At 64.0% G+C, this 13,938-nt stretch carries 15 protein-coding genes; 10 read left to right on the forward strand and 5 right to left on the reverse strand.

What is annotated here, in order from left to right:
• Nucleotide 1: 1 nt before the first annotated feature.
• Complete coding sequence (locus FZF13_RS02300) at nt 2-940, reverse strand: GntR family transcriptional regulator (protein WP_024927194.1); 939 nt, start codon at nt 938-940, stop codon at nt 2-4.
• Nucleotides 941-1,163: 223 nt separating this feature from the next.
• Here FZF13_RS02300 and FZF13_RS02305 point away from each other — a divergent pair, with 223 nt between their 5' ends.
• The 8 genes from FZF13_RS02305 (at nt 1,164) to FZF13_RS02340 (ending at nt 8,564) form a co-directional block, all read left to right on the forward strand.
• On the forward strand, nt 1,164-2,222 hold the full coding sequence (locus FZF13_RS02305) for a polyamine ABC transporter substrate-binding protein (RefSeq protein ID WP_024927193.1): 1,059 nt from the start codon (nt 1,164-1,166) through the stop codon (nt 2,220-2,222).
• 106 nt (nt 2,223-2,328) lie between these two features.
• On the forward strand, nt 2,329-3,168 hold the full coding sequence (locus FZF13_RS02310; RefSeq protein WP_024927192.1) for an ABC transporter permease: 840 nt from the start codon (nt 2,329-2,331) through the stop codon (nt 3,166-3,168).
• Entirely contained in the window at nt 3,161-3,949 is a 789-nt protein-coding gene (locus tag FZF13_RS02315; protein ID WP_024927191.1) for an ABC transporter permease, read from the forward strand. The genes FZF13_RS02310 and FZF13_RS02315 overlap by 8 nt, the downstream gene beginning before the upstream one ends.
• Entirely contained in the window at nt 3,946-5,019 is a 1,074-nt protein-coding gene (locus tag FZF13_RS02320) for an ABC transporter ATP-binding protein (protein ID WP_024927190.1), read from the forward strand. The genes FZF13_RS02315 and FZF13_RS02320 overlap by 4 nt, the downstream gene beginning before the upstream one ends.
• A 15-nt stretch (nt 5,020-5,034) precedes the next feature.
• Nucleotides 5,035-6,324 carry a glycosyltransferase gene (locus tag FZF13_RS02325; RefSeq protein ID WP_024927305.1) on the forward strand — a complete coding sequence of 430 codons (1,290 nt, stop codon included), beginning with the start codon at nt 5,035-5,037 and terminating at the stop codon, nt 6,322-6,324.
• Nucleotides 6,321-6,668 carry a cupin domain-containing protein gene (locus tag FZF13_RS02330; protein WP_024925943.1) on the forward strand — a complete coding sequence of 116 codons (348 nt, stop codon included), beginning with the start codon at nt 6,321-6,323 and terminating at the stop codon, nt 6,666-6,668. The genes FZF13_RS02325 and FZF13_RS02330 overlap by 4 nt, the downstream gene beginning before the upstream one ends.
• A gap of 24 nt (nt 6,669-6,692) precedes the next feature.
• Complete coding sequence (locus tag FZF13_RS02335) at nt 6,693-7,037, forward strand: cupin domain-containing protein (protein WP_024925942.1); 345 nt, start codon at nt 6,693-6,695, stop codon at nt 7,035-7,037.
• An 18-nt stretch (nt 7,038-7,055) separates the two neighbouring features.
• Nucleotides 7,056-8,564, forward strand: a complete 1,509-nt coding sequence (locus tag FZF13_RS02340) for an aldehyde dehydrogenase family protein (protein ID WP_024925941.1) — start codon at nt 7,056-7,058, stop codon at nt 8,562-8,564.
• A gap of 29 nt (nt 8,565-8,593) precedes the next feature.
• Here the strand turns inward: FZF13_RS02340 and FZF13_RS02345 are convergent, their stop codons facing one another.
• The 3 genes from FZF13_RS02345 to FZF13_RS02355 form a co-directional block, all read right to left on the reverse strand.
• Nucleotides 8,594-9,616: a LacI family DNA-binding transcriptional regulator gene (locus tag FZF13_RS02345; protein ID WP_024925940.1), complete on the reverse strand. Its 1,023-nt coding sequence runs from the start codon at nt 9,614-9,616 to the stop codon at nt 8,594-8,596.
• A 64-nt stretch (nt 9,617-9,680) separates the two neighbouring features.
• Nucleotides 9,681-10,565 carry a DMT family transporter gene (locus FZF13_RS02350; RefSeq protein ID WP_036255404.1) on the reverse strand — a complete coding sequence of 295 codons (885 nt, stop codon included), beginning with the start codon at nt 10,563-10,565 and terminating at the stop codon, nt 9,681-9,683.
• A gap of 176 nt (nt 10,566-10,741) precedes the next feature.
• A complete protein-coding gene (locus FZF13_RS02355; RefSeq protein WP_024925938.1) occupies nt 10,742-11,149 on the reverse strand; it encodes a DUF2000 family protein in 408 nt (135 codons plus the stop codon).
• Nucleotides 11,150-11,184: 35 nt separating this feature from the next.
• On the opposite strand from FZF13_RS02355, the gene FZF13_RS02360 reads away from it, so the two are divergent.
• Entirely contained in the window at nt 11,185-12,066 is an 882-nt protein-coding gene (locus tag FZF13_RS02360; RefSeq protein ID WP_024925937.1) for an AraC family transcriptional regulator, read from the forward strand.
• A 14-nt stretch (nt 12,067-12,080) separates the two neighbouring features.
• Here FZF13_RS02360 and FZF13_RS02365 read toward each other — a convergent pair whose 3' ends face one another.
• Nucleotides 12,081-12,554 (reverse strand): MarR family winged helix-turn-helix transcriptional regulator, encoded by a 474-nt coding sequence (locus FZF13_RS02365; RefSeq protein WP_024925936.1) that lies wholly within the window; start codon nt 12,552-12,554, stop codon nt 12,081-12,083.
• 285 nt (nt 12,555-12,839) lie between these two features.
• Here FZF13_RS02365 and FZF13_RS02370 point away from each other — a divergent pair, with 285 nt between their 5' ends.
• A complete protein-coding gene (locus FZF13_RS02370; RefSeq protein ID WP_024925935.1) occupies nt 12,840-13,916 on the forward strand; it encodes a CobW family GTP-binding protein in 1,077 nt (358 codons plus the stop codon).
• The last annotated feature ends 22 nt before the right edge of the window (nt 13,917-13,938 follow it).

Consider the following 13,938-nt stretch of genomic DNA (forward strand, 5'->3'; position numbering starts at 1 on the left):
GTCAGTTCGGCCTGCCGATGGCGCCGAACAGGGCTGGCGCCCCGCGACTGGCCGCATGCGGACGCTGGTTGCGCGAAACACGCAAATGCGCGCGCAGAAGGTCGGCAGCGACCTCAAACTGGCCGCTCTCGAGGTGATCGAGAATACCGAGATGCTCGTGCGTGGATTGCCGCAGCCGGAAGACGCTGACGCCCGACATCGCGCCCGGCAGGCGCCGGAGCTTGAGATGGCCGGCGAGCGCCTCGGCCATGAAGCGATTGGCCGCGCCCTGCGCGATCATGGCGTGAAACTCGGCGTCGATCGCCTGGAAGGCGCGGATGTCGAAGGCCGTGTCCGGTAGGGCCAACAGCGCTTCCATGCGCTGGCGCAGCGTAACGGCGCGCGCACCGTCCAGCCGGAACCCGGACGCCAGGATCGCGGCCGGCTCCATGACGAGGCGGAACTCGTAGCTTTCAGCGCGGGCCTCGCTGCCGTCGAGCGATGGCCGAAACACCCAGGATTGTCCCGGCGCCCGTTCGATGAGGTTTTCCGTTTCCAGTTTCTTTAGCGCCTTTAGTACCGCGCCGCGACCAGCCGCATAGCGCCTGATCAGTCCGCTCGCGGTAATCGTCTCGTCGATGCGGCGGGCGGAGCGGTCGCGCAGGATGGCGTCGGCGATGTCGTCTTCCTCGGCGCTGGGCAATTCGGCCGCGCCGACCATCTGCCAGGCCGGATCGATGGCCAGCCGATAACCGGTCTCGGCCTGCCACTCCACCATGCCGCGCTCGGTCAGCAGCCGCAGCGCCGCTCGCACCGGGGTGCGCGAGACATTGCAGAGCTGCGCGATCTGCTGTTCCGGCAGCCGTGCCCCAATACCGAAACCCCGCTGCCGCACAACGTCGAGAATACGCTGCGCGAGATCCAGATGGTTGGCGCGAGGTCGGCGGTCTGCTGCTTGCATGACAACTCTGGGCTTGGTGCCGTCGCCCTCAGACTTGGCCGATTGTCTCAAAAAGGACAAGTGGCTTCGATGAAGTAGGCGAAAAAATATCGATTGACGTTTTTTTTCTCACAATAGTACTGTCTCTCAAAACGACAAGAAACTGGGAACACTTCGGAGAAGCGGATCATAGCCGCCTTCGACCAGCCATAACGCTGACGCTCGAACAATTGGAGGTTTCGACATGACTGTCCTGCCATGCCGCCGGCGCGGAGCCGGTTCGGCGATGCTTGTCTTTGCGCTCGCGCTGGCTTCGCCGGCGGCGTCGGCCGACCTGGTGATTTCCAACTGGGACGGCTACATGGCGCCCGACACGGTCGACGCCTTCAAGGCCACCAGCGGCATCGGCGCCGAGGTGGTGGTGCATGCCACCAACGAGGAGATCATGGGCAAGCTCGTCGCCTCGGGCGGCAAGGGCTACGACGTGGTGTTCGTATCATCGCCTTTCGCCGAGGTGCTGAACAAGCTCGGCCTGGTCGAACCGATCGACCACGCCAAGGTGCCCAATCTCGCCAATCTGTACCCGGAAGCCACCAAGCTGCCCTACGACCCGGGCAACACCTTCTCGGTGCCCTACACCTGGGGCACGACCGGCCTCTGCTATCGTTCGGATCTGGTCAAGGCGGCTCCGTCGTCATGGAACGATCTTCTGGCGCCTTCCGCCGACCTGAAGGGCAAGACGACGATGCTGGCGACCGACCGCTGGCTGCTTGCCGCCGGCTTCCTGGCCAAGGGCTATTCGGTGAACGAGACCGATGCGACCAAGCTGGCCGAAGTGAAGGACACGCTGATCGCGGCCAAGAAAACGCTGCTCGCCTATGACGACACCACCTTCTATTCCAAGCTGGTGTCCGGCGAGGCGCTGATGGTGCAGGCCTGGGACGGCTGGTGCAACTACGGCATCGATAAGAACCCGGCCATCAAATATGTGATCCCGAAAGAAGGCTCCGACCTCTGGCTGGACACGATGGTGGTGATGAAGGCGTCCGAACACAAGGACGAGGCCTTCAAGTTCATCAACTACATCCTCGATGCCAAGACGCATGCCTGGGCGGCGCTGAACATCGACTACAAGGTGCCGAACAAGCCGGCGATGGAAAGCCTTCCGGCCGAGTTCCTCACCAAGTTCCCCAACCTGACCATTCCAGTCGTGGAACTCGTCAAATTCGAGCAGTTGCGCGACGTCGGCAATGCGCAGCGCGACTATTCCAAGACGGTCAGCGAGATCAAGGCGGCGCAATAAACCGCCATCCCCCGGCGGCGAAGACCCGCCGCCGGGGTCAGAAGCCCTCCCAATACCGGATCAAGTGCAACCCGTGTCGCAAGTGCAAACCCGTTCGACTGTGTTGATGGCGCCGGCGCTCGCCTGGCTCACCGCGCTCATGGTGCTGCCCTGCGCGCTGGTGCTGGCGCTCGCCTTCTTTCGACGCGGCATCTATGGCGGCATCGAATACACTTTCACGCTCGAAAATTTCGGCCGAGTGCTGGACCCGCTCTATACCGGCATCTTCCTCAATTCGGCGCGGATCGCCGGGCTCGCCACCGTCATCGCAGCGGTCGTCGGTTATGCGGCGGCCTATGCGATTGCCTCGGCTCCGCGACGGCGGCAACCGGTGCTGCTCTTCCTCGCGGTGCTGCCGTTCTGGTCGAACTACCTGATCCGCACCTACGCCTGGATCGTGCTGCTCAACCGCGAAGGCCTGGTGACGCAATTGCTGCGCTGGTTCGGCTATCAGGGCGAGCCGCCTTCCCTGCTCTACACCGAAGGCGCGGTCATCGCCGGGCTTGTCTATAACTACCTGCCCTTCGTGATTCTAGCCTGCTATGCGCCGCTGTCGCGGCTCAACCAGGAACTGCGCGAGGCCTCGCGCGATCTCGGCGCCTCGGCCGCCACCACCTTCCGGCGCGTGACGCTACCGCTGACCTTCCACGGCATCGCCGCCGGCGCGGTGTTCGTGTTCGTGTTGTCGATCGGCAATTTCGTGACGCCGGCTCTGCTCGGCGGCGGCCGCTTCCAGATGATCGGCAACCTCGTCTACGACCAGTTTTTGACAGCCAATGACTGGCCGTTCGGCGCGGCGCTGTCGATGACGCTGATCGCCATCATGATGCTCCTGCTGACGATCCAGGCAATGGTGGCCGAACGCGCCTCAGGCATCGGCAGGGCCAAGGCGGGCGCCGATGAATAGTGCTTCCATGCCGCACGGGCTGAAGCTCGTTCTGATCGCCGTCTTCATATTCCTCTATATCCCCATCGCCGTGCTCGTGGCGCTGTCCTTCAACGAGGGTGGACTGCCGACGGCCTGGTCCGGCTTCTCGCTGAAATGGTATGCGGCGCTGGCGGGTAACCGCGCCATACTGTCGGCGGCATTCAACACGCTGATCGTAGCGCTCATATCGACCACCGTCGCCACACTGCTCGGCACGTTGCTGGCGCTTGGCATGGAGGTTCGCCGCAGGCGCGGCCGCATGCTGGAAGCGCTGGTGTTCGCGCCGATGATCATTCCCGACATCGTGCTGGCGATCGCGCTGCTCTCCTTCTTTTCAATGCTCGACATGCCGATGGGCCTGCACACCATCATCATGGCGCATGTGGTGTTCAATCTCGCCTTCGTCTGCTCCGTCGTGCGGGCGCGGCTAAAAAGCTTCGACTGGTCGATCATCGAGGCGTCGGCCGATCTTGGCGCATCGGGCGTGACGACGTTTCGCCGCGTGACGCTGCCGGTCATTCTGCCGGCCGTCATTGCCGGCGCGCTGCTCGCCTTCACGCTTTCGGTCGACGAATTCATCATCGCCTTCTTCACGGCCGGCGCCGGGCGCTCGTCCACAACGCTGCCGATGCAGATCTATTCGATGATCCGTTTCGGCATCACGCCGGAGATCAACGCGTTGGCCAGCATCGTCATGGCGGTAAGCGTGACGGCGCTCGCTTTGTCGCAACGCCTCAACCGCGGGGTCATCGCATCATGAGCGCAAAGGCGACACTGCTCGGCATCGACCAGGTGAACAAGCGGTTCGGCGCGGTGACCGCGCTCGACGCCGTGTCGATCGACATCCGCGAGAACGAGTTCTTCGCCCTGCTCGGTCCGTCAGGCTGCGGCAAGACCACCTTGTTGCGCATCCTCGCCGGTTTCGAAATGCCAAGCGAAGGGCGCATCCTGCTGGATGGCAACGATATCGCGCGGGTGCCGCCTAACCGGCGCCCGGTCAACCTGATGTTCCAGTCCTACGCGCTGTTTCCGCACATGACCGTGCGCGCCAACATCTCCTATGGTCTGGAGATGGAAAGGCTGCCTGCGGCCGAAATCCGCTCGCGGGTCGACGCGATGCTGGAGACGACGCAGCTCGCAGGGCTAGCCGACCGCAAGCCGGACCAATTGTCGGGCGGCCAGAAGCAGCGTGTGGCGCTAGCGCGCGCGCTGGTGAAGCGGCCGCGCCTGCTCCTGCTCGACGAGCCGCTCGGCGCGCTGGACAAGAAGCTGCGCGGCGCCATGCAGCTGGAACTGAAGCGCCTGCAGCATGAGGTTGGCATCACCTTCGTGGTCGTCACTCACGACCAGGAAGAAGCGCTGGTGATGGCCGACCGCGTGGCGGTGCTGCGCAACGGCCGGCTGCTGCAATGCGACACGCCGCACGCCATTTACGAGCGGCCGGCCGACCGGTTCGTCGCGGATTTCATCGGCGTCATGAATTTCCTGCCCGGCCGCGCCAATGGCGACGGGCTCGATCTGGCGAGCGGCGCCAAGGTTTCAGGCGCCGTACCGGCCAATCTCGCAGCGGGTGCGGCCGCGGTGGCGGCGGTGCGGCCGGAGCGCATCGCGCTGTTTCCGACAGAGCCGACCGAGAACCGCGTGCGCGGGACGGTGGAGGCGCTCGCCTATCACGGGCTGGACCTGCAGGTGCACATCCGCACCGACGCCTGCCCGGCGCCATTCACGATCCGCCTTACCGCCGATGCCGCCGACCGGCGCCCGCCGCGCGTTGGCGAGAGCGTCGAAGCCGGCTGGAGCGCGGCCGACACGCGCATTTTTCCCGAGTGATTTGAGGAGGAGGACATGATGCAAAAGACGGTGGCGTTTTTTCCGGAAGCGGCGTTCGGCCCGGCGCTGAATTCGGTCGGCATCGCCCAGGCGCTGGAGGCGCGCGGGCACAGGGCGGTCTTCCTCTCCGACCCCGGCTTTGTCGACGTCTACAAAGGTTACGGTTTCGAGGCCCATCCGGTGAACCTGTCCGAGCCGATGCCGGCCGAGCAGATGGCGAAATTCTGGGAAGACTTCATCAACGGCCACATCCCCAATTTCCGCAAATCGCCCTACGACCAGGTCGACAACTATGTGAAGGATTGCTGGACGGCGATCGTCGACAGCGCCAAATGGGCGCAGAAGGATCTGCCAGGCATTCTCGCCAAAATCCGGCCTGACGTGATCTGCGTCGACAATGTCGTTCTGTTTCCGGCCATCAAGCAGTATGGCAAGCCGTGGGTGCGCATCATCTCGTGCTCCGAAAATGAGATCGAGGACGAGGATATCCCGCCGCATCTCTCCGGTTGCGGCGAAAACGATCATGCCGGGCATGCCGCCTATCGCGACCACTTCAACCAGGTGATCAGGCCGATCCATGATGACTTCAACGCCTTCCTCGCCGGTTCCGGCGAAGCGCCTTATCCGCTCGGCCAGTTCTTCGAGGCGTCGCCCTATCTCAACCTCCTGCTCTATCCGGAGGCGGCGAAGTTCAAACGTCGTCATCCGCTCGACCCCGGGCGGTTTCAGTACCTCGAAGGCTGCGTGCGCAAGGAGGTGCCATATGAGGTGCCGGCCTTCGCCGCCAACAAGGACGGGCCGCTGATCTACGTCTCCTTCGGCAGTCTTGGGGCCGGCGACACGGAGCTGCTCAAGCGCATCATCGCCGCGATCGGCAAAACCCGCTACCGCGCGCTCGTCAATGTCGGCGGCTACAAGGAGCAATACGGGGACGTGCCTGCCAATGTCATCATCGACGGCTGGTTCCCGCAGCCCTCGGTGATCCCGCAGGTCGACGCCGTCATCCACCACGGCGGCAACAACTCCTTCACCGAAAGCCTGTTCTTCGGCAAGCCGGCCATCATCATGCCCTATGTGTGGGACGGCCATGACAATGCGACGCGCGTGCAGGAAACCGGCCACGGCTTCAAGATGCCGCGCTATGACTGGACCGAGGCCGAGCTCGTCGCCAGACTGGAGGACTGCCTGACCAATCCACGCCTCAAGGCCCGCCTCACCGCCACCTCGGCACATATGCAGGCGCAGGACGGCCCGGCCAAGGCGGCGCGCCTGCTGGAAGGCCTGCTGGCGGAGGCCGCGGCATGAGCTCGGCCCCGCATCTGACCCAAGCCTCGACCCGCACCGACCTTGTCGACTGGGGCGTGCAGCCCAACGCGATCGAGGGCGCTTCCCACTCCACCGGGCGGCTGGTGCACAAGGGGCCGAACACCCAGCCGGAGTCCGGCATCTGGGTGTGTACGCCTGGCCGCTGGCGGCTTGCCATTCCCCGCGACGAGTTCTGCCATTTCGTCGCCGGTCGCGCGACCTATCGCAGCGACGACGGCGAAGTCGTCGAGGTCACACCGAACACCGCCGCGATGTTCCCCGCCGGCTGGACCGGCGAATGCACGGTCCATGAGACCATCCGCAACATCTACATGCTGGCCTGAAACCGGCCCAACCAAGGAACAAACATGCCGACACCTGTCTGGAAATCGCCGCTTGCCATGGCCGACCTGGTCGACTGGGGCGTCATCCCCACCATGATCGAGGGCCAGTCGCACACCTCGGGCAAGGTCCTGCACAAGGGCCCGGAGGGCCGTTCCGAATGCGGCCTGTGGATCTGCACGCCCGGCAAATGGGAATGCCACGTCACCCGCGACGAGTTCTGCCACTTCCTGGAAGGCCGCTGCACCTATGTGCACGAATCCGGCGAGGTCATCGAGATCGAGCCCGACACGGCGGCGTTCTTCCCGCAGGACTGGAAGGGCGTCTGCACGGTCCACGAGACGATCAAGAAGGTCTACATGATCCGCTGAGCGGATCGGGAGGTGCATATGGATTTCTCGGCCCATCAACCGGCCCTGTTCGTCAATCCCGGCTATCGGCCGATGATGGGCACGGCCAAGGCGGTGATCGACCCCGCCACGCTGGAGACGGTGGGAGCCATCGCGGCGGCGACCGATGCGGAGATCGACGCGGTGCTTGCGGCGGCGACCAAAGCCCAGTTCGGCTGGAAGAGGCTCGATGCCAAGAGCCGCGCCAAGCAGCTGCACGCGGTGGCCAACGCCATCGAGGCGGCCGATTTCACGCATTGCGCCGAGCTGATGGTGCGCGAGATGGGCAAACCCTATCCGGAAGCGATCGGCGAGATCGCCAATTGCGCGCCGATCTTCCGCTACTATGCCGAAATGGCGCGCGACGACGCCGGCAAGGTGGCCGGGACCACCCAGGCCGGCTCGTTCCAATATGCACGCTACGAACCCTACGGGGTCTCGGTGCACATCATGCCCTACAACTTCCCGATCCTTTTGATGTGCTGGACGGTGGCCGCCTCGCTGGCCGCCGGCAACGGCTGCGTGATCAAGCCGGCCGAGGCGACGACGCTGTCGACGCTCGAATTCATGCGCGTGTTCGCCACGCTGCCGGAAGGGCTGGTCTCCTGCCTGCCGGGCGGAGCCGAGACGGGCAAGGCTTTGATTGCCTCGGAACGCACGCATGCGGTCGCCTTTACCGGGTCCGTTGCGGCCGGCCGCGCGGTGGCGGTGGCCTGCGCGGAACGCATGAAACCCTGCGTCATCGAGGCGGGCGGCAGCGATCCGATGATCGTGTCGGCGCATGCGCCGCTGGACGTCGCCGCCGCCGGCGCGGTGACCGCCGCATTCCATCTGACCGGACAGGTCTGCACCTCGGCCGAGCGCTTCTATGTGGTCGACAGCGTGCATGACCGTTTCGTCGAACTGTTCGCCGAGCGGACGCGGGCACTCAGGATCGGCAACGGGCTCGACAAGAGCGAGATCGGCCCGCTGGTCAGCGAAGCCGCCCGCGCCAAGGTGATGCGTCTGGTGGATGACGCCGTGCGCAACGGTGCGACCGCGGTGACGGGCGGACGCATTCCGCCGGCGCAGACGACCGGCTGGTTCTACGAGCCGACCATCCTGACCGGGGTGACGCCCGATATGGCGATCTGCCGCGAGGAGTGTTTCGGACCGGTGGCGGCGATCTGCCGGGTGAAGGATTTCGACGAGGCGATCCGGCTGGCCAATGACAGCCCATTCGGGCTGGGTGCCTCGATCTTCACCAGCGATCTCGCCGAAGCGCATGAAGCGGCCGAACAACTGGAAGCCGGCATGGTGTGGGTGAACAACCCGCTGATCGACAATGACGCATTGCCCTTCGGCGGCTGGAAGGCCTCGGGGCTCGGCCGCGAACTCGGCCGGCAAGGGCTGGATGCCTTTCGCCGCTCGAAGATGGTGATCATCGACCACAAGCCGACCATCCAGGACTGGTGGTATCCCTATCCGGACGAATGGTTCCGCGCCGCCGGCGGCCGCAAACACGTGTGAGCGGGAGAACTGGCTGACGTGAAGGGCGGCTAGTGCCGTTCGACCGGGCGGCCGGTCGACTGGCGCACGTGGAGTTCCGGCTTGATGAGCTCCTGCGAAGGGCGCACCGTCTGGCCGTTCAGCTTGTCGAGCAGCGCGCTGGCGGCGCGGCGGCCGACTTCGCGCTGGCCGTTCCACACAGTGGTCAGCGCCGGCGTCGCGATCTGCGCTTCCTCGAGATCGTCATAACCGGTCACCGAGATGTCGACGCCCGGCATCAGGCCGGCGCGGGCGATGCCGTTCATCAGGCCGATGGCGACGAGATCGTTCCAGCAGCAGGCTGCGGTCGGCTTGTCCTTCAACGCCAGGAACTGCGCGGCGGCTTCGAACCCGCCCTGCTTGGTGCGGGGTCCGGGAATGCGCCAGGACGGCATGATCTCAAGCCCTGCCGCCTCCATGGCGTTGACATAGCCCTGATAGCGGTCGCGCCCGGTCGAGGTCTGGTCGGTGCCGCCGACCATGGCGATGCGCTTGTGGCCAAGCGAGATCAGATGGTTGGTGGCGAGCGCCGTTCCATAGGCGTCGTCGCCGCGAAAAACGGGCACATGCGCGTCTTCGACATCGCGCGCGATCAGCACGGCGGGGAGGCCATTTTCCTCCGCCATGATGATGTCGGAGGCCGGCGTATCGATGGCCGGCGACATGATGACGCCATCGGCGCCAAGCTGCAGCAGCGTGTCGATGAAGGTGCGCTGCTTGTCGAGCTGGTCGTAGTGGTTTGAGAGCAGGAAGGTCTGCCGGCTGCGGTCGAGCTCGTGCTCGATGGAGCGCAGGATCTCGGCATAGAACGGGTTCATGATGTCGTGCACGACGACGCCGACGATGCCGGAGCGCGATGTGCGCAGCGAAGCGGCGCGGCGGTTGTAGATGTAACCGATCTCGCGGGCGTGTTCCTTGATCTTCTCGCGGGTCGCGCCAGCCACCAGCGGGCTGTCGCGCAGCGCCAGCGAAACTGTGGCGGTTGAAACGCCGAGTGCGTCGGCAATGGTCGAAAGCTTGATCTTCTGTGCCAGCGCCCTTGGCTCCCGCTCAATTTAAACTGTTTAAAAGCGGCTTATGCCATCGAACGACGGCAAATCAAAGCTTTTTTGCCAGCTCTCCGGTTTCGGCGTCGAGCGCGGCGCGGTTGCGAACCCTCAGCCTGTGCTCACGGTGCAGGATGTAGAGGCCGCTGGCGACGATGATGGCGGCACCGCCGAGCGTCCATCCGTCCGGGAACTGGCCGAAGATGAAATAACCGAAGCCGATCATCCAGATCATCTGCGAATAAGGATAAGGCGCCAGCGCGGTGGCGGTGGCCAGCTTGTAGGCTCGGATCAGCAGCCAGTGGCCAAGACCTCCGAAAACGCCAAGCAGAAGCAGGATGAGCCAGTGCCAGCCATCCGGCGGCAGCGTCGCCGAGAAGGGCAAGGTCGGCAGGAGCAGCAAGGATGGCACAAGCGCCGAATAGAGGATCAGGCTCTCAGGCGTCTCCTTGGCGGCCATGCGCCGCGTCATGATGACGTAGAAGGAATTGGACAGCATCGAGCCGAGCGCCAGGAGATGGCCGACACCGAAGACGCCGACGCCCGGCCGCGTGATGACCAGCACGCCGACAAAGCCGGCAAGGATCGCCAACCAGCGCCGCCAGCCGGCCCATTCGCCGAGCAACGGGCCGGCCAGTGCGGTGATGACCATCGGCCCGAAGAAATAGATCGACGTGGTTTCGGCAAGCTGCAGCGTGCGCAGCGCCAGGATGTTGAACAAGGTGGAGCCAAGCAGCAGCACGCCGCGCAGGATATGCGCCGGCAGGTTCGCAGCCCGAAAGCGCGCCAGCCCCTGCCAGGAGCGGAACAGACCCATGACCAGCACGACATGCACGGTGAAGCGCATCCAGGCGATGAAGAGCGGGGCGATGCCTGCCAGCACCAGATATTTGGAAGAGGTGTCGAGAAAGGAGAACGAGACGTAGACAGACAGCATGTAGGCGATCGCCGCCGGTGGCGTCGCACTTTCTTCCTGTCTGTTGGGCTGGTTCACGGCTGCAAGGCGTCACGAAGTTCGATCGTGACCAGCTTGTGCGGGAAACGGCGGCCGGCGGCAATATAAAAGATGCCGCTGGCGCGGGATTCCACGGTGCCGAGGCAGCAGCTCGGCACTCAGGCCTGCATACGCGCGCCCTTGGTGATCTTGTCGACGATCTTCTTGTCGGCGCGCATGGCAATGCCGACCACTTTCGCGTCGTCCGGGGCGAATTTGGCAAAGGTCTCGCGGTTCAGCGAATCGAAGCCGGTCGAGAACATCTCTTCGACATAAAGCGAGATCGTCACACCCCGTTCCAGCGAACGGCGGTGGATGGTGGACAAGGTGGTCTGGTCGGCCGACAAAACAATAACCGGCTGGATCGACAAGGCGTTGTAGATGTTGCCGGCACGGTCGCGATAGGGCTCGCCGATCATCTGCGGAAACTGGGCGGCGACACCGGTGCTGAGGAAGGCGGCGACGTTGAGTTTCTGCCAGACGGCCAGATCTTCCCTCAGCACGATTGTAAACTTGGTGTCGAACATGGCAGCTTCCTATATCAGTTCCGATGACCGAGATGATGCCGACCGATTTATCCAATGAGGCCTTCCAGGGTCTTGGACGTTTGTGCGCGCATGACGGCGGCGACCGCATCGTGCAGGCGCCTGATCTGAACGGCATAGAGCGCATGGAAGCCTGGTTTCATGGCCCCGTCTTCGACCCGCATCGACACGACACCTATGCGATCGGCGTGACATTGTCGGGCGTGCAGAGCTTTCACTACCGGGGCGCGGAACGCCACAGCCTGCCCGGCCAGCTGATGGTGCTACACCCGGACGAGGTGCATGATGGCGGCGCCGGCACCGACACGGAACTGCGCTATCACATGCTCTATCTGGAACCGTCGCTGCTGGCCGACGCCATGGGTGGCGCGCCGCTGCCCTTCGTGCCCGAGGCAGTCGTCGACGACGCGGCGTTCCGTACAACGCTCGCCGGTGCGTTCGACGAACTCGACCGTGGGCTGGACCCGCTGTTTGTCGACGATTTCGTGGCCGAGCTTGCCGGCTTCCTGCTGCGGCACGCTAACCGCCCGGACAAGGTGTTGGGTAAAACGGCTTGGAGCGCGGCCAATCGTGCGCGCGACTATCTCAGGGAAAATGCACTGGAACTGGTGCGGTCCGACGCGCTGGAAGCGGTCACCGGCCTCGACCGCTATGCGCTGTCACGCCATTTCCGCGCCGCCTTCTCCACCAGCCCACATCGCTTCCTTCTGATGCGGCGGTTGGAACAGGCAAAACGGATGATGAGGGCAGACATGCCGCTGGCGGAAATCGCGGCGGCGGCCGGCTTCAGCGACCAGAGCCATTTCAACCGGCAGTTCAAGAAGGCCTTTGGCCTGACACCGGGGCGCTGGTCGTCATTGATCCGTCGCAAAGCGCCGGGCCAGGCCCAAGCGGCGTAAGCCGAAGCCGGGCGTCAGGCGTCCTGTTCTTCCTCTTCCTCGTCGGCGAGCACGATCTCTTCGTCCGACAGGTTCGCCTCGATGCGGGCGAGCAGCTTGAACAGGGTCTTCTGGTCTTTCTTGTCGAGGCCGCGCAGCGCCTGTTTCTCGGTCTTCTTCACCGACTTCTCGATGGCGTGGATGGTCTCGCGGCCCGAATCGGTGAGGAAGATATGCGCCTGGCGGGCATCGGCATTGGAAGCGCGCTTGTCGAGGAAGCCCTGCGCCTGCAACCGGTTGATGGTCTTGGTGATGGTGGGCGGACGTACGCCCAGCCGGTCGGCCAGAGTGCCGGGGGTCTGGCCGTCCTCGCGGCTCAGCGCCAGCATGATCTGGTCCTGCCCGGCATAAAACCCGTGCGCCAGCAATCTGGCAGCGAGCGCGGTTCGCGCCAGCCGGGCTGCGGAATGCAGCCGGCTCATCGTCGCACTTTTATCAGCCTTGGCCATGGTCAGTCTCCTCGACCGCGCCGGACCGGGCAACAATAGCCGTGGCGCTCGGATTGGCAATCATTGTTCAAAGAGGCCGGCCAAACGAAGCGCTTTGCCGGCAAGCCACGCAACAGTCGCCGTGGCTAATGACAGATCATTATTTCAGTTAGATGACAAAGGATTATCGCGCTGCGAAAAGGCAGTGCGATCGAGGCGGCAAACCATCCTGGATCAGCGGTTTGGCAGGTGCAAAAGCGCCAGCGGCGTCCTATATGGAGGCAAATTCCCTCTCGAGGCCCCGATATGAGCGAGACACAGACGCAGATCCCCGTAACCGTGCTGACCGGCTATCTCGGCGCCGGCAAGACGACGCTGCTCAACCGCATTCTCTCTGAAAACCATGGCAAGCGTTATGCCGTGATCGTCAACGAATTCGGCGAGATCGGCATCGACAATGACCTGATTGTGGAATCCGACGAGGAAATCTACGAGATGAACAACGGTTGCGTGTGCTGTACGGTGCGCGGCGACCTGATCCGCACCGTCGAAGGCCTGATGCGTCGGCCCGGCCGCTTCGACGCGATCCTGGTCGAGACCACCGGTCTTGCCGACCCGGCACCGGTGGCCCAGACCTTCTTCATGGACGACGACGTGCGTTCCAAGACCAAGCTCGACGCGGTCGTCGCACTGGTCGACGCCAAGCACCTGCCGCTGCGCCTGAAGGATTCCAAGGAGGCCGAGGACCAGATCGCCTTCGCCGACGTGGTCGTGCTGAACAAGACCGACCTGGTGACGCCTGAAGAACTCGCCAGCGTCGAGGCGACGATCCGCGCCATCAACCCTTCGGCCCGCATCCACCGCACCCAACGTTCCGGCGTTGCGCTGTCGGAAGTGCTCGACCGTGGCGCCTTCGACCTGAAGCGCGCGCTGGACAACGACCCGCATTTCCTCGACGCGCATGATCACGACCACGATCATGAATGCGGCCCGGACTGCGACCACGACCATCACCACCATCATCATGATCATAATCACCACCACCACGATCATGACCATCATCACCACGCTTCGCCTATCCACGATGTGACGGTGCAGTCAGTGTCATTGCGCGGCGGCGAGATGGACCCGAAGAAGTTCTTCCCCTGGATCGAGAAGATCACCCAGATGGAAGGGCCGAACATCCTGCGCCTGAAGGGCATCATCGCGCTCAAGGACGATCCGGACCGCTATGTGCTGCAGGGCGTGCACATGATCATCGAAGGCGACCATCAGCGCGCCTGGAAAGACGGCGAGAAGCATGAAAGCCGGCTGGTATTCATCGGCCGCAAGCTGGACGCCGAACGGCTGAAGTCGAGCTTCGAGGCCTGCCAGGCGGCCTGAGTGTCGCGGCGCGCTTCCTTGC

It is taken from the genome of Mesorhizobium terrae (assembly GCF_008727715.1).
Taxonomy (GTDB): domain Bacteria; phylum Pseudomonadota; class Alphaproteobacteria; order Rhizobiales; family Rhizobiaceae; genus Mesorhizobium; species Mesorhizobium terrae.

Excerpts from the sequence above, each read along its gene's own strand:
- FZF13_RS02300 (WP_024927194.1), bottom strand. The coding sequence starts at position 940 with ATGCAAGCAGCAGACCGCCGACCTCGCGCCAACCATCTGGATCTCGCG.
- FZF13_RS02305 (WP_024927193.1), top strand. The coding sequence starts at position 1,164 with ATGACTGTCCTGCCATGCCGCCGGCGCGGAGCCGGTTCGGCGATGCTT.
- FZF13_RS02310 (WP_024927192.1), top strand. The coding sequence starts at position 2,329 with ATGGCGCCGGCGCTCGCCTGGCTCACCGCGCTCATGGTGCTGCCCTGC.
- FZF13_RS02315 (WP_024927191.1), top strand. The coding sequence starts at position 3,161 with ATGAATAGTGCTTCCATGCCGCACGGGCTGAAGCTCGTTCTGATCGCC.
- FZF13_RS02320 (WP_024927190.1), top strand. The coding sequence starts at position 3,946 with ATGAGCGCAAAGGCGACACTGCTCGGCATCGACCAGGTGAACAAGCGG.
- FZF13_RS02325 (WP_024927305.1), top strand. The coding sequence starts at position 5,035 with ATGATGCAAAAGACGGTGGCGTTTTTTCCGGAAGCGGCGTTCGGCCCG.
- FZF13_RS02330 (WP_024925943.1), top strand. The coding sequence starts at position 6,321 with ATGAGCTCGGCCCCGCATCTGACCCAAGCCTCGACCCGCACCGACCTT.
- FZF13_RS02335 (WP_024925942.1), top strand. The coding sequence starts at position 6,693 with ATGCCGACACCTGTCTGGAAATCGCCGCTTGCCATGGCCGACCTGGTC.
- FZF13_RS02340 (WP_024925941.1), top strand. The coding sequence starts at position 7,056 with ATGGATTTCTCGGCCCATCAACCGGCCCTGTTCGTCAATCCCGGCTAT.
- FZF13_RS02350 (WP_036255404.1), bottom strand. The coding sequence starts at position 10,565 with ATGCTGTCTGTCTACGTCTCGTTCTCCTTTCTCGACACCTCTTCCAAA.
- FZF13_RS02355 (WP_024925938.1), bottom strand. The coding sequence starts at position 11,149 with ATGTTCGACACCAAGTTTACAATCGTGCTGAGGGAAGATCTGGCCGTC.
- FZF13_RS02360 (WP_024925937.1), top strand. The coding sequence starts at position 11,185 with ATGCCGACCGATTTATCCAATGAGGCCTTCCAGGGTCTTGGACGTTTG.
- FZF13_RS02365 (WP_024925936.1), bottom strand. The coding sequence starts at position 12,554 with ATGGCCAAGGCTGATAAAAGTGCGACGATGAGCCGGCTGCATTCCGCA.
- FZF13_RS02370 (WP_024925935.1), top strand. The coding sequence starts at position 12,840 with ATGAGCGAGACACAGACGCAGATCCCCGTAACCGTGCTGACCGGCTAT.